Annotated in this window: 11 protein-coding genes; 6 read left to right on the top strand and 5 right to left on the bottom strand. The window is 61.0% G+C overall.

Features of this window, described 5'->3' with window-relative positions; genetic code table 11:
* The 3 genes from VCK47_RS00915 to VCK47_RS00905 form a co-directional block, all read right to left on the bottom strand.
* Entirely contained in the window at positions 1–2,355 is a 2,355-nt protein-coding gene (locus VCK47_RS00915; protein ID WP_322888854.1) for a TRAP transporter large permease, read from the bottom strand.
* Positions 2,356–2,370: 15 nt separating this feature from the next.
* A complete protein-coding gene (locus VCK47_RS00910; RefSeq protein WP_322888853.1) occupies positions 2,371–3,315 on the bottom strand; it encodes a C4-dicarboxylate ABC transporter permease in 945 nt (314 codons plus the stop codon).
* Positions 3,316–3,412: 97 nt separating this feature from the next.
* Positions 3,413–4,495: a TRAP transporter substrate-binding protein gene (locus tag VCK47_RS00905; protein WP_322888852.1), complete on the bottom strand. Its 1,083-nt coding sequence runs from the start codon at positions 4,493–4,495 to the stop codon at positions 3,413–3,415.
* 193 nt (positions 4,496–4,688) lie between these two features.
* Between VCK47_RS00905 and VCK47_RS00900 the strand changes: the two genes are divergently transcribed.
* Both VCK47_RS00900 and VCK47_RS00895 read left to right on the top strand, forming a co-directional pair.
* Positions 4,689–6,113 (top strand): cache domain-containing protein, encoded by a 1,425-nt coding sequence (locus VCK47_RS00900; protein WP_322888851.1) that lies wholly within the window; start codon positions 4,689–4,691, stop codon positions 6,111–6,113.
* Positions 6,110–6,739: a response regulator transcription factor gene (locus tag VCK47_RS00895; RefSeq protein WP_322888850.1), complete on the top strand. Its 630-nt coding sequence runs from the start codon at positions 6,110–6,112 to the stop codon at positions 6,737–6,739. Before VCK47_RS00900 ends, VCK47_RS00895 begins: the two co-directional genes overlap by 4 nt.
* 52 nt (positions 6,740–6,791) lie before the next feature.
* Here the strand turns inward: VCK47_RS00895 and VCK47_RS00890 are convergent, their stop codons facing one another.
* Complete coding sequence (locus VCK47_RS00890) at positions 6,792–7,955, bottom strand: LysM peptidoglycan-binding domain-containing protein (RefSeq protein ID WP_322888849.1); 1,164 nt, start codon at positions 7,953–7,955, stop codon at positions 6,792–6,794.
* Positions 7,956–8,198: 243 nt separating this feature from the next.
* On the opposite strand from VCK47_RS00890, the gene yghU reads away from it, so the two are divergent.
* The 4 genes from yghU to ilvN all read left to right on the top strand — a co-directional run bounded on the left by yghU (position 8,199) and on the right by ilvN (position 12,648).
* Positions 8,199–9,041, top strand: a complete 843-nt coding sequence (gene yghU / locus VCK47_RS00885; RefSeq protein ID WP_322888848.1) for a glutathione-dependent disulfide-bond oxidoreductase — start codon at positions 8,199–8,201, stop codon at positions 9,039–9,041.
* Between the two features lie 102 nt (positions 9,042–9,143).
* A complete protein-coding gene (locus VCK47_RS00880) occupies positions 9,144–10,061 on the top strand; it encodes a calcium/sodium antiporter (RefSeq protein WP_322888847.1) in 918 nt (305 codons plus the stop codon).
* A gap of 241 nt (positions 10,062–10,302) precedes the next feature.
* Positions 10,303–12,054, top strand: a complete 1,752-nt coding sequence (locus VCK47_RS00875; protein WP_322888846.1) for an acetolactate synthase 3 large subunit — start codon at positions 10,303–10,305, stop codon at positions 12,052–12,054.
* Positions 12,055–12,084: 30 nt separating this feature from the next.
* The gene (gene ilvN / locus VCK47_RS00870; RefSeq protein ID WP_007205069.1) at positions 12,085–12,648 is read left to right on the top strand and encodes an acetolactate synthase small subunit; all 564 of its coding nucleotides are present in this window, start codon (positions 12,085–12,087) and stop codon (positions 12,646–12,648) included.
* A gap of 147 nt (positions 12,649–12,795) precedes the next feature.
* Here ilvN and VCK47_RS00865 read toward each other — a convergent pair whose 3' ends face one another.
* A complete protein-coding gene (locus VCK47_RS00865; RefSeq protein ID WP_322888845.1) occupies positions 12,796–13,032 on the bottom strand; it encodes a hypothetical protein in 237 nt (78 codons plus the stop codon).
* Positions 13,033–13,162 lie beyond the last annotated feature (130 nt).

Genomic DNA, 13,162 nt, shown 5'->3' with positions numbered 1-13,162 from the left:
TCAGCCCAAGAGGTTGGGCAGGATCGTGACCACCCACGGGAAGAACGCAAGGATCAGAAGCGCGCCAATCTGGATGCCGATGAAGGGCAGCACGCCTTTGTAGATCTGCCCCGTGGTGATCGACTTGGGCGCCACGCCGCGCAGGTAGAACAGCGCAAACCCGAAAGGCGGCGTCAGGAACGAGGTCTGCAGGTTCACCGCGATCATGATCGTCACCCATTTCGGATCGAACGTGCCGCCATAGATGACCGGCCCGACAATCGGGATCACGATGTAGATGATCTCGAGGAAATCGAGCACGAAGCCCAGGATGAACAGCACCAGCATCACCAGCAGGAATACCTGCCATTCGTTGTCGAAGGACCGCAGGAATTGCTGGATGTAATGTTCACCCCCGAACGAGATCAGCACGAGGTTCAGCAACTGCGACCCGATCAGGATGGCGAAAACCATCGCCGTGACCTTGGCGGTTTCGCGCACGACCGGCGACAGCACGCCCCCCGTCAGCAGCACCCAGCACGACCACAACAGGCCGAACATCGCATAAAGGAAGGCACCGAAAGCCACGAAGAAGGCGATCCGGTCCTCGAGCGGGACAACCTCGCGGCCCATGCGCATGTCGAAATTGTAGCCCACGATCAGCATCAACAGGATCGCCCCCGCCGTCAGCAGCACGATGCGCCCTGACAGGCCCTGATCCTTGCGTTTGCGATAGGCCGCCAGCAGGATCGCGCCGCCCGCGCCCAGGGCGGCGGCGGGTGTCGGGTTGGTGATCCCGCCAAGGATCGACCCCAGCACCGCCACGATGAGCACCAGCGGCGGAAAGATCACCCGCAGGATATCGTTCTGCGCCAGATAGCCCGCCGCGACCCGCAAGCCGCGATAGGCGATATACAGCGGGATCGCGATCAGCAGTGTCGTGACACCGGGACTGGTCAGCGGTGAGATCAGCAGCACATCAACCAGCAGCAAAAGCCCGATGCCCGCCGCCCCGATCATCAAGGGCCGGTGATTGGCCAGCGGCGCAACGCCCCGCGCCAGTGCCAGCACCAGCCCGAGGATGACAGCCGCCACAGCAATGCCGGTGCCGATGGGCGGAGCCTCGGCCACACGCTGCGCCACACGTTCGGCGCGTTCTTCGGGGGATAGCTGGCGCGCTTGCACCACACCGCCCGAGGCGTCGATTTCGGCCTGTTGTGCAACGGCAGTGTCCCACGCTTCCTGGCCATGCAGGGCGATCATGCTTTCCGCGCAAGCAGGGCTGACGCGGGTGCGCAGTGATGCCGATTGTCCGGCGTCGGTGAAGCTGCCCACCAGCACCGACTGGCTACCGACGACACCGACCGTGTTCAGGCCGACCGCCAGCCCGATGATCCCCACCGGCACGGCCAGCAGCCATGTCAGCTTGTCATTGCGGCTGCCAGTTTTGGTGCCGGTGCCTTCGGTGAATGTCACCGCAGGCGCCTTGGTCGGGTTCAGGACAGCAAAGACAAACGAATAAAGCGCGTAAAGCACGGCCAGCATGATGCCGGGCAACAAGGCCGCCTGAAACAGCGCGCCCACCGACACGACGGCGGGTTCTCCGAGGAAGGTCAGCGCATCGTTGCAGCCAGCCAGTTGGGCGCGTTGTTCTTGGGCCGTGGCATAAAGATCACCCGCCAGCGTGCCCAAAAGCACGATCACGATGGACGGCGGAATAATCTGCCCCAAAGTACCAGATGCCGCGATGACCCCCGTGGCCAGTTGCGGCGAATAGCCGTTTTTCAGCATGGTCGGCAGCGCCAGTAGACCCATCGTCACGACAGTCGCCCCAACGATGCCCGTTGAGGCCGCCAGAAACGCGCCCACGATCACGATGGACACGGCAAGGCCCCCCGGCAGCGGGCCGAACACCCGTGCCATCGTGGTCAGCAGTTCATCGGCAATGCGCGAGCGTTCCAGCACGATGCCCATCATGACGAACATCAGCACGGCCAGCAGGATCTCGATGGAATTGCCCGCCAGCACCTTTTCGTTGATCCGGTTGACCATGAAGCCGATGTTCCGGTCGAGCGCGGTTTCCCAGCCCTGCGGGAACAAAGGCGCCTCAAAACGGGGCAGATCGGGGTAGCGGAACACGGAAATCGCGTCAGGCCGGACCCCTTCGGCGATCAGCGCGCGGTATTCATCGGACCTGACGTCAACGGCGGCATGGATCAGCAGGCCCGAGCTGTCGAGCGCGGCGATAATCGCGAACGATATGACCGCCGCACCGCTGATCGCAAAAGCCACAGGAAAGCCCGACAGGATGCCCGCGAACAGCGTCAGGAAAAGGATGATGATGCCGATCTCGATGCCATCTAAGCCGAAAAGCATGATAAATCCGTTCTGTTAATGAATTTTGGCAACAAGTTCGGCGGTCTCGTCGCCCAGCTTGTCTTTATCGAGGTATTTGCCTTCGCTGGCTTCGCCTTCTTTCCATTCAAGGAACGACCGGTAGAAGAACGCGACCGCCTGCACCAGCACCATGAAGGTGAAGACCAAAAGCAGGATCTTGAACAGGAAATAGGCGTCGAACCCGTTGGCGGATGTGCTGATCGTCTCGATGTTCCACTGGAACGCCTGCGAACGTGTCATCAACCGGTCGAGCGTGTCCGAGGCAGAGGCGTTGGGCAGCACCAGATGCCGCCACATGAAAAACCAGCCGTAAAGCCAGATCACGATGGATGCGGGCACCATGAAAAACAGCGACCCGAACATATCCACGACGCGTTTGGCGCGATAGCTGATTGCCGAATAGACAAGGTCCACCCGCACATGGCCGCCCTGCACGAAAGTGTAGGTCGCGCACATGGTGATCACGATGGCGTTGTAAAGTTTCAGCTCGTCCGACCACCAGCTCACGGGGCGTTCAAAAGTGACGCCAAACCCTATGCTGATGTTCGAAACGGCAAAGATGCCTTGCAGGAAGATGATGACTATCTGTTGCAGGACCATCAACAGCCCCGCCCAGGCCGCGATACGCCCAACGCCGTTGGCAAACCCTTCGAGCGTGCGCACACAGCCCCACATGAACCGGTTGAAGATCATCCCCGCAATCGTGACCACCAGAAAGATCACCAGCACGGCAAAGAACAATTCGACCGAGGCGCCGTAATAAATGAACCGCGCCAGCGCTTCTTTGGCGGCGGGTTCCATCGGGCCGTTGATATGTGGCACCCACGCCAGCCACAGGCCGGGGTTCAGCAGCGCGAAACCGATGTTGTAGAATGCTTCGATCAGATGCGCCGCGACCCAGCCAAAGGCGTTGCCGCCCCATGCGTCCACCAGTCCCATGATCTATCCCCGTTCGTCCATGACGCCATGCAAAGAAGGCCCGCAGCACCCGCGGGCCTTCCTGCGCCGATTCATACCGACAGTGTCGGCATCGGCCTTAGCCTTTCAGGCGGTTGCGCTGTGCCAGGTACGCGCCTTCCGAAATGCTCGACCACTGGGCCGAGCTTCTCATCGAGGCCATGTAGCTTTCGTGGCAACGCGCATAGATCGGATCGCTCATGCCTTCGGCAACGACTTCGTCCGAGGCCGCGCTGAACGCATCCCAGATGCTGTCTGCGAATTCCAGAACCTGCACGCCACCGGCCTGCAAACGCGACAGCGCGGCCGAGTTGCGGGCCATGAACAGCGACATCGTCCAGATGCTGCTGGCGCGGCTTGCGTTTTCGACGATCGACTGCTGCGCCGGTGTCAGGCTTTCGTAAACGTCGAGGTTCATGACCAGGTTCAGGTTCGGCCCAGGCTCGTGGAAACCGGCGGTGTAATAGAACTTGGTGATTTCCTGGAAGCCTGCAGTCTCGTCCGCCCATGGCCCGATCCATTCGGTCCCGTCGATCGCACCCGAGGCCAGCGCCTGGTACACTTCGGCACCCGGAAGGTTCTGCACCGATGCGCCGAGCTTGCCCAGCACCTGACCACCCTGACCGGGCATACGGAAGCGCAGACCCTGGAAATCTTCGGGGCCGTTCATTTCCTTGGCAAACCAACCGCCCGACTGTGGGCCGGTGTTGCCTGCCGAGAAGGACTTGAGGCCAAAGATCGAATAAAGCTCGTCCGCCAGTTCGCGGCCGCCGTCATGGTCGATCCAGTTGGCATATTCCATGAAGGTCATGCCGAAGGGGATCTGCGAGAAGAACGAGAACGCAGGATGCTGGCCAAGGAAATAGTAGTCCACGCCGTGATACATGTCGGCCTGACCGGCAGCGACAGCGTCGAACACTTCAAACGCGCCGACCAGTTCGCCTGCAGCCTTGAGATCGACAGTCAGCTGACCATCGGACATCGCGGTGATCATGTCTGCGCAATACTGTGCGCTGTCATGCACACCGGCAAGGCCGCGGCCCCATGTCGTGACAAAGGTCAGCGTCCGGTTGCCCTGCGCATAGGCAGGTGCGGCAAGCGCTGTTGCGGCAGCGGCAGAGCCACCAAGCGCTGAATTCTTCAGAAAAGACCGACGGTCCATGAATTTCCTCCCAGATGTTTTTGTTGGTCATGCACGTCGCATGAATAACGGCAATGTTTGGCAAGATGATTGGTATCGCGCAAGAAAAGAATCGACTATCCGCAGAACTACGTAGGCGTGTAATTTCTTCCTGCGCGCCTTTGCGCAACGAAACGCATTTGCCACGCTGCGGCTTTGCCCGTAACGCTGGGCCATGACCTCGCCGATTTCCCTAGGGCCCACGGGCAGACCGCTGAGCTATGGCCAAAAACTGCTGTTGCTGGCCACCCTGCCCCTTGTCGTGGCAGTGTTCCTGATCTGGCTGGTCGTCTCGGCCCAGTTCAACCAGCTGGCAGAAAGCGAATTGCGCGCACTTGAACAGCGCCTGATTGCAACCAAGCGCGAGGAATTGACCAATTACGTCTCGATCGCGATGGCGGCGGTGTCGGGCACGACCGGCAGTGCCGCTCCCGATGACGAAGAGGCGAAACTGGCCGTCAGCCGCGTGCTGGCCGCGATGCTTTACGGGCAGGAAGGGTATTTCTTCGTCTTTGACTATGACGGCAACAATCTGGTCGCCCCGCGCCAGACCTTTCTGATCAACCGCAACTGGGCCGGCATGACCGACCCGAACGGCGTGCCGATCACCGATGAATTGATCCGTCTTGCGCGGTCCGGCGGCGGGTTTCACAGCTTTGACTGGCCCAAGCCGTCTACGGGGGCTTACGGACGGATGGAAGTCTATGTGCGCGGCTATCAAAGCTGGCGGTGGGCAATCGGCACAGGCGTGTTCATCGACGACATTCTTGATACCGCCGCTGCAGCCCGCGGCGAGGTGGAAAGCCGGATCAGGCGCACGTCCTTTTATGTCGCAGGCATCGCCATTCTGGCCGTGCTGGGGGTGTTTCTGAGCGGGATTTTCCTGACCGTGCGCCAAAGGCGGCTGGCCGATGGCAGGCTGCAACAACTGACCCAGCGGATTATCGACACGCAAGAAGAAGAACGCGGGCGCGTCGCGCGCGAACTGCACGACGGGATCAGCCAGATGCTGGTCGGTGTGCGTTATGCGCTGGAACTGACGCGCCGCAAGCTGGGGCCGGATACGGGCGACAGCCTGAACAAGGGGATCGACCAGCTTGGCTCGGCCATTCAGGAGGTACGCCGGATCAGCCGCGACCTGCGCCCCGGCATCCTTGACGATCTGGGGCTGGGGGCGGCGCTGCGCTCGCTCACGGATGAATTCAGCGCCCGCACGGGGGTAACTGTGACGCTCGAGACCGTGGTGTTCCGCAACCGTCTGGACGACGACGCACGCATCGCGCTGTACCGGATCGCGCAGGAAGCGCTGAACAATATCGAACGGCACGCCATGGCCGACAAGGTCGAGATCGTTTTGCGCGGCACGCGCCAAGGCGCGGAATTGCGCATCACCGATAACGGCCGCGGCATGGTCTGGCCGCCACCCGCGCGCAGCGGTGCCGGGCTGGGGCTGCGCAATATGCAAGAACGCGCCCAGCAGCTGGGCGGGGCCTTGTCGGTCCGGTCCGCCCCCGGCAAGGGCACAACCATTGAAGCCCGCGTCCCGTTGAGCCATATGCTCAGCCCCGACAGAGCAAACACAAAGGAAAAACCGGCATGATCAAGGTCGTGATCGTCGATGACCATCCGATGGTGGCCGAAGGCATCCAGTCCATCCTTGAAAGCTATCCCGACATCAGTGTCGTTGCCACGCTGAACGACGGACAGGCAGCGGTGGACAGCGTGCTGCGGCTGCAACCCGATGTGATCCTGCTCGATGTGAATATGCCCGGCCTGTCGGGATTGCATGCCGCCGAAATGATCCTTGACCTGCGTCCGCAGACGCGGGTCGTGATCCTGTCGATGCATGACAGCCCCGAATATATCCGTGCCGCGCTCAGCCACGGGGCGCGGGGCTATATCCTCAAGGACGTGCCGACCGAGGAAATCCGCACCGCCATCGACGTGGTCATGCGCGGCGATCAATACCTGTGCACCGGTGCCAAAGGTTCGCTGGAGCCGCGCACCCGCGACGGGCGCGAACCGCTGACAGGGCGCGAACAGACGATCCTGCTGGCCTTGGCACAAGGCAAATCGAACAAGGACGTGGCGCTGGCGCTGGATATTTCGGTGCGCACGGTGGAAACCCACCGCAACAACATCAAACGCAAGCTTGGCATCAGCTCGACCGCGGGGCTGACGCGCTATGCGCTGGAAAACGGCGTCTTGCAGGGCACCGGAAAATGAAAAAGCCGCCCCCCGTGAAAGGGGCGGAGATGTGATCCCCGGGAGGGTGGGATCAGTTTTCGATGGTTGCCTGAATGCCTTCGCGCACGATGGTGAACCATTCGCCCGTCAGGCGCAGTTCTTCCAGACCCGCGTTGATAAAGGGCAAGGCGGCGTTCGCCTCGGCATTGTCCTTGGCCACGAAGACATGCAGCGTCGCCGTCGTCGTCAGCGCGTCAAGAGAGACAACACGGTCGGTCATGCCTTTGGTGCGCGCGTCATCCTCGGCGGGCAGCGCGTCATAGGTGACCACATCGACTTCGCCCGCATCCAGCAGGTCCCAGCATTCAAGCTGTGTGACCTGCGTCAGCGTAATGGCAGGTGCAACCAGCCCTTCGGCTTCCATGTCGAAGGTGAACCATGCATCAGGACGGCAGAGCCGCGCACCCAGCAGGTCGGAATATTCCGTTGCTCCTTCATACGGGCTGCCAGCCAGCGTGTAATAGCCCACAAGCGCGTCATAGAACGGATCGGAATGGTTGAAATCCGTGCAGCGATAGGCGTTGGGTGCCGACAAAAGCTCGACCGCATCGCAATCGGGTTTGAACCACGGGAAAGCCATATCGACAGCCCCCGACGGCAGCAGGTTGTCCAGCTGCGCGTTCCAGTCGTTCACGAAGAAAAAGTTGACCTCCTGATCGGGATTGCCCAGTTCGAACGCCCGCAGCACAAGCTGGGTGAACAGCCCGCCACCGGGCAGGTCCTTGTCGGTGAAAGGCGCATAGCCACTGGCGGTCACAACGCGCAAGGCGCGGGTTGGCGCGGCGGCGGGGGCGGGTTCAGCCTCGACCACTTCGGGCTCGGCCACGGCGACGGGTTCTTCAACCGGCGCTGCGGGTGCAGCGGCGACAGCGGTCGCACCGGGCAATGATCCGTCCGCGCAAGGAATGGCAAGCACCTGCCCCACTTCCAGCAGGTTGGGCGAGCGCAGGATATTGGTATTGGCGTTGAACAGCGCCTGAAAGCCGCCCTGCACGCCTGCGGTGCTGGCGATCTGGCTGAGCGTATCGCCGCGCACGACCGTATAGCTTGTGCAAAGCTCCTGCGCCGCAACGCTCTGGCTGCCGCCGATCAGCAACCCAGCAGAGGTCGCAAGAACGCTGGCCAAGGCCGAGGTTGTCGTGAATTTCATGCGTGTCGTTCGGTCCGTCCGGCTGTGGCCTGCAAATGTGGACATGGGCATTCCTTCCTGTTGTCGGTTTCCTTTCGCACGACTATCCCGCACAAAAAGGCGAAATGTTGACCAAAACGGTGCAAATGCAGGTTCAGATACGCGCACGCACCGCCTTTGTGGTCGTGTCAGCCAAAATCACCGCCACCGGATGGTTTCAGCAGGTCACGGTTTAGTGCCGCAAGCGGGCTTGTTTTCCATGGCGCAAGGCTGGTTTAAGGCAGCAAACCCAATCCGCAGGAGCAAGCGATGACCGATCAAAAGCCCTATACCCCGCCCAAGGTCTGGACATGGGACGCCGAAAACGGTGGCCAGTTCGCCAGCATCAACCGGCCCATCGCAGGTGCCACCCATGACAAGGACCTGCCGCAAGGCGCGCATCCCCACCAGCTTTATTCGCTGGCGACACCGAACGGCGTGAAGGTCACGCTGATGTTCGAGGAATTGCTGGCCGCAGGCCACGCGGGCGCCGAATACGACGCCTGGCTGATCGACATCAACAAAGGCGACCAGTTCGGCAGCGGCTTTGTCGGCGTGAACCCCAATTCCAAGATCCCTGCCCTGTTCGACCGCGACACCGGCCTGCGCGTATTCGAAAGCGGCGCGATCCTGCTGTATCTGGCGGAAAAATTCGACGCTTTTCTGCCAAAGGACATCGCAGGCCGGACCGAAACGCTGAACTGGCTGTTCTGGCTGCAAGGATCGGCCCCCTACCTTGGTGGCGGCTTTGGACACTTTTACGCCTATGCGCCGGAAAAATTCGAATATCCGATCAACCGTTTCGCGATGGAAACCAAGCGCCAGCTTGACGTGCTTGATCGGCAGCTGGCCGACCGCGCGTATATCGCGGGGGAAGCCTATTCCATCGCGGATATGGCCATCGCGCCGTGGTACGGGCGTCTGGTTAAGGGCGGCGCTTACGGCGATGCCGCGACATTCCTTGATGCGGCGTCCTATAAAAACGTGAACCGTTGGGCGGATGCGATCTTTGCGCGGCCTGCCTATGCGCGCGGGCAGATGGTCAACCGCACATGGGGCGAGGCGCACGAACAACTGCCCGAACGGCACGCCGCAAGCGATTTCAACAGCTAAGCGGGCATTTTAGAACATGCGGGGCGGACGGAAATTTCGCCTCCCCGCCCTTGCGCATGGCGCGCGGCTGCCCCATGTCCCACGGCAAGCGGTGGAGACAGCATGATTACCTATCTTATTCTGATCGGCGGCCTTCTGGGTCTTTTTCTGGGTGGCGACTGGTTGGTCAAAGGGGCAAGCGGGCTGGCATTGCGCTTTGGTGTCGCACCGATGATCGTGGGTGCAACCGTCGTGGGGTTCGGCACATCGACGCCTGAATTGCTTGTCTCTCTCAATGCCGCGCTTGGCGGGCAACCCGGCATCGCCATCGGAAATGTCATCGGATCGAATATCGCCAACATCCTGCTGGTGCTGGGCATTGCAGCGGTCATCGGTCCGCTGGTGCTGAGATTCGAGGATGTCCGCAAAGACCTGCTGTGGATGACCGGCGCGGTGCTGATCCTGCCCTATGCCTTCTGGTCTGGCGAGGTCAGCCTGACCGAAGGGCTGGTGCTGGTCAGCGCGCTGGCGGTTTATCTGTACATCAGCCTCAAGGGGTCGCGTGGCGAGGTCGAGGAGATTGACGCCCCCACCAGCCTGTGGCTGAACATCGGCCTGACCTTGCTGGGTCTTGCCGCCGTGTTGGCAGGCGCACATTACCTTGTGCAAAGCGCCAGCATCATCGCGCGCGAATTCGGGATATCCGAGGCGATGATCGGCCTGAGCATCGTGGCCATCGGCACATCGCTGCCGGAACTGGCCACCACGGTCATGGCCGCGATCCGGGGCGAACGTGACATCGCATTGGGCAATATCGTGGGGTCCAACATCTTCAACATCCTCGCCATCCTCGGAATCACGGCTGTCGTGACGCCAATTCCGGTCGATCCGCGGTTCCTGAGCGTCGACACACCGGTTGTGATCGGAATCACGCTCTTGTTGCTGGCACTTGTCTATTTTGTCGGGCGGATGAACCGGCTGGTTGGTGGCGGCATGTTGGTGGCCTATGTCGCGTATATCGCACTGACTGCCGGTCTCTGAAAGAAAGTTGCGAAAAAGCGCAGTCAGGCGTAATTTTCTCCAGCGCGGTGGTTGACCCCTCCGCGCTGGCGCACTAGAACCCGTTACAGCAAAAGGAAACCCGATGAACGTCGTCGTACTAATTGTGGAATACATGCGCATGGGCCGGTGACGGTAAATCCATAACGATCCCATGCGCCCCCGACACACTCGGGGGTTTTTTTATGCCGAGAACGCAACAACCGGATATGAGGCGAGTGAGATGAGCAAGACCATGACGGGCGCAAAAATGGTGGTCCAGGCCCTGATCGATCAGGGTGTGGAAGTCGTCTTTGGCTATCCCGGTGGGGCCGTCCTGCCGATCTATGACGAATTGTTCCAACAGAATCACATCAAGCATGTGCTGGTCCGCCATGAACAGGCCGCCGTCCATGCCGCCGAAGGCTATGCGCGATCCACCGGCAAACCGGGTGTGGCGCTGGTGACTTCGGGTCCCGGTGCGACCAATGCCGTCACCGGCCTGACCGACGCGCTGATGGACAGCATCCCGATCATCGTGCTGACGGGGCAAGTGCCGACCTTCATGATCGGGTCGGATGCATTTCAGGAGGCTGATACCGTCGGCATCACGCGCCCCTGCACGAAACACAACTGGCTGGTCAAGGACACCGAGAAACTGTCCGCGACCCTGCACGAGGCGTTCCATATCGCGCTGTCGGGCCGCCCCGGTCCGGTGCTGATCGACATCCCCAAGGACGTGCAATTCGCAACCGGCACCTATACCGAGGCGCGGCAGGTCGAAACCCATTACAATCCCCAGGTCAAAGGCGATCTGGCGATGATCACCGAACTGGCCAAGGCGATGGAAACCGCCAAGCGCCCGATCTTTTACACAGGCGGCGGCGTTATCAACTCCGGCCCTGCTGCGTCGCAATTGTTGCGCGAACTGGTGGCGGCAACGGGTTTCCCGATCACCTCGACCCTGATGGGTCTCGGCGCATATCCGGCATCGGGTGACAACTGGCTGGGGATGCTGGGGATGCATGGCCTCTACGAGGCCAATATGGCGATGCATGATTGCGACCTGATGATCAACATCGGCGCGCGGTTCGACGACCGGATCACCGGCCGGATCGACGCCTTCAGCCCGCGGTCGCGCAAGGCGCATATCGACATCGACGCATCGTCCATCAACAAGGTGGTGCATGCCGATTTCCCGATCCTTGGCGATGTCGCCCATGTGCTGGAAGATTTGCTCAACGTCTGGAAAGCCCGCGGGCGCAAGACCAACACCGAAGGTCTGGCCAAATGGTGGGGCCAGATCAACGAATGGCGCGCTGTCGATTGCCTGAAGTTCAAACAGCAAGGCAAAGTCATCAAACCACAATATGCGCTGCAACGGCTTGAGGCGCTGACCAAGAAGCACGACCGCTATATCTGCACCGAAGTGGGCCAGCACCAGATGTGGGCCGCGCAATATCTGGGGTTCGAGGACCCCAACCGCTGGATGACATCGGGTGGCCTTGGCACGATGGGCTACGGTTTCCCCGCCTCAATCGGCGTGCAGATGGCGCATCCCGATGCGCTGGTCATCAACGTGGCGGGCGAGGCATCGTGGCTGATGAACATGCAGGAACTGGGTACGGCGATGCAATACCGTCTGCCGGTCAAGCAATTCATCCTCAACAACGAACGGCTGGGCATGGTGCGCCAGTGGCAGGAATTGCTGCATGGCGAACGCTATTCGTCCAGCTGGTCCGAGAGCCTGCCCGATTTCGTGAAACTGGCCGAGGCGTTCGGCGCCAAGGGCATCCTGTGCAGCGACCCTGACACATTGGACGATGCGATCATGGAAATGCTGACCCACAAAGGGCCGGTGCTGTTCGATTGTCTGGTGGAAAAGCATGAAAACTGCTTCCCGATGATCCCCTCGGGCAAGCCGCATAACGAAATGCTCTTGGGCGATGCCTCGACCAAGGATGCCATTCAGGCCGGCGGCGCGGTGCTGGTGTAAGCCTCTCAATTCAAGGATAAGGGACAGATCATGTCACCGCTGAAAATCAAAAAAGGCTCGACCAGCCATTCCGCCTATGACCTGCGGCCCAGCTATTCCGATACGGTGGAACGGCACACATTGGCTGTGCTGGTCGAAAACGAACCCGGCGTGCTGGCGCGCGTGATCGGGCTCTTTGCGGGGCGCGGCTATAACATCGAAAGCCTGACCGTGGCCGAGGTGGACCATCAGGGCCACCGGTCGCGCATCACCATCGTCACCACCGGCACGCCGCAGATCATCATCCAGATCAAGGCGCAGCTGGGTCGCATCATCGACGTGCACAAGGTCAACGACCTGACCGTCGAAGGGCCAAGCGTGGAACGTGAACTGGGCCTGTTCAAGGTCGCCGGCAAAGGCGAACACCGCGTCGAGGCCCTGCGCCTTGCCGATATCTTCCGCGCCAATGTCGTGGACAGCACGCTGGAATCATTCGTGTTCGAGATCACCGGCACACCCGAGAAGATCGACGCGTTTGCTGATCTGATGCGTCCGCTCGGCCTGCAAGAGGTGGCCCGCACCGGTGTTGCCGCCTTGTCGCGGGGCGCTGTCTGATCCGCCGCGCGCCGCGCGACGGAGGCCTCCGGCGGGAGTATTTATAGAAAAAAGAAGCTGTGGATCAGCGCGTCTTGCGACTTCTTTTTTCCAAAAATACTCCCCGCGCGGAGCGCACCGAACATCCCCTTGGGGATGTGACGGACTTCAGCGTGGCAGAATGCCAGCCGCTTCGCCCGCCGCGATTTCCTCGGCATCGAGCAAGCCGTCGCCGTTGGTATCGAGGGCGGCAAAGTCGTCTTCGGACACTTCGGGGGCTGCGGCCTGCACTTCGGGAAAGCTGTACCGCCCGTCGCCATTGACGTCGATCGCCGAGGATTGCGCGAACGCAGGCAGCGCGGCCACAAGGGTCACAAGGGTGAACAGGGTTTTGCTGGTGGTCATTGTCGTCTCCGGCCTTGGTAAGGGTGATATGTATCTGGGGAGTTTGCGCGCCGAATACCAGTGCGGATCGATCACAAAACCGCCGCCTCTTGCCCCCGCTGCACGCAAGGGACAATGTGCGCGGATAGCA

The sequence above is a fragment of the Yoonia sp. 72 genome (genome assembly GCF_034652275.1).
In the GTDB taxonomy this organism is placed as follows: domain Bacteria; phylum Pseudomonadota; class Alphaproteobacteria; order Rhodobacterales; family Rhodobacteraceae; genus Yoonia.
This window is presented reverse-complemented; position numbering and strand designations above follow the sequence as displayed.

Excerpts from the sequence above, each read along its gene's own strand:
- VCK47_RS00915 (WP_322888854.1), bottom strand. The coding sequence starts at position 2,355 with ATGCTTTTCGGCTTAGATGGCATCGAGATCGGCATCATCATCCTTTTC.
- VCK47_RS00910 (WP_322888853.1), bottom strand. The coding sequence starts at position 3,315 with ATGGGACTGGTGGACGCATGGGGCGGCAACGCCTTTGGCTGGGTCGCG.
- VCK47_RS00905 (WP_322888852.1), bottom strand. The coding sequence starts at position 4,495 with ATGGACCGTCGGTCTTTTCTGAAGAATTCAGCGCTTGGTGGCTCTGCC.
- VCK47_RS00900 (WP_322888851.1), top strand. The coding sequence starts at position 4,689 with ATGACCTCGCCGATTTCCCTAGGGCCCACGGGCAGACCGCTGAGCTAT.
- VCK47_RS00895 (WP_322888850.1), top strand. The coding sequence starts at position 6,110 with ATGATCAAGGTCGTGATCGTCGATGACCATCCGATGGTGGCCGAAGGC.
- VCK47_RS00890 (WP_322888849.1), bottom strand. The coding sequence starts at position 7,955 with ATGTCCACATTTGCAGGCCACAGCCGGACGGACCGAACGACACGCATG.
- yghU (WP_322888848.1), top strand. The coding sequence starts at position 8,199 with ATGACCGATCAAAAGCCCTATACCCCGCCCAAGGTCTGGACATGGGAC.
- VCK47_RS00880 (WP_322888847.1), top strand. The coding sequence starts at position 9,144 with ATGATTACCTATCTTATTCTGATCGGCGGCCTTCTGGGTCTTTTTCTG.
- VCK47_RS00875 (WP_322888846.1), top strand. The coding sequence starts at position 10,303 with ATGAGCAAGACCATGACGGGCGCAAAAATGGTGGTCCAGGCCCTGATC.
- ilvN (WP_007205069.1), top strand. The coding sequence starts at position 12,085 with ATGTCACCGCTGAAAATCAAAAAAGGCTCGACCAGCCATTCCGCCTAT.
- VCK47_RS00865 (WP_322888845.1), bottom strand. The coding sequence starts at position 13,032 with ATGACCACCAGCAAAACCCTGTTCACCCTTGTGACCCTTGTGGCCGCG.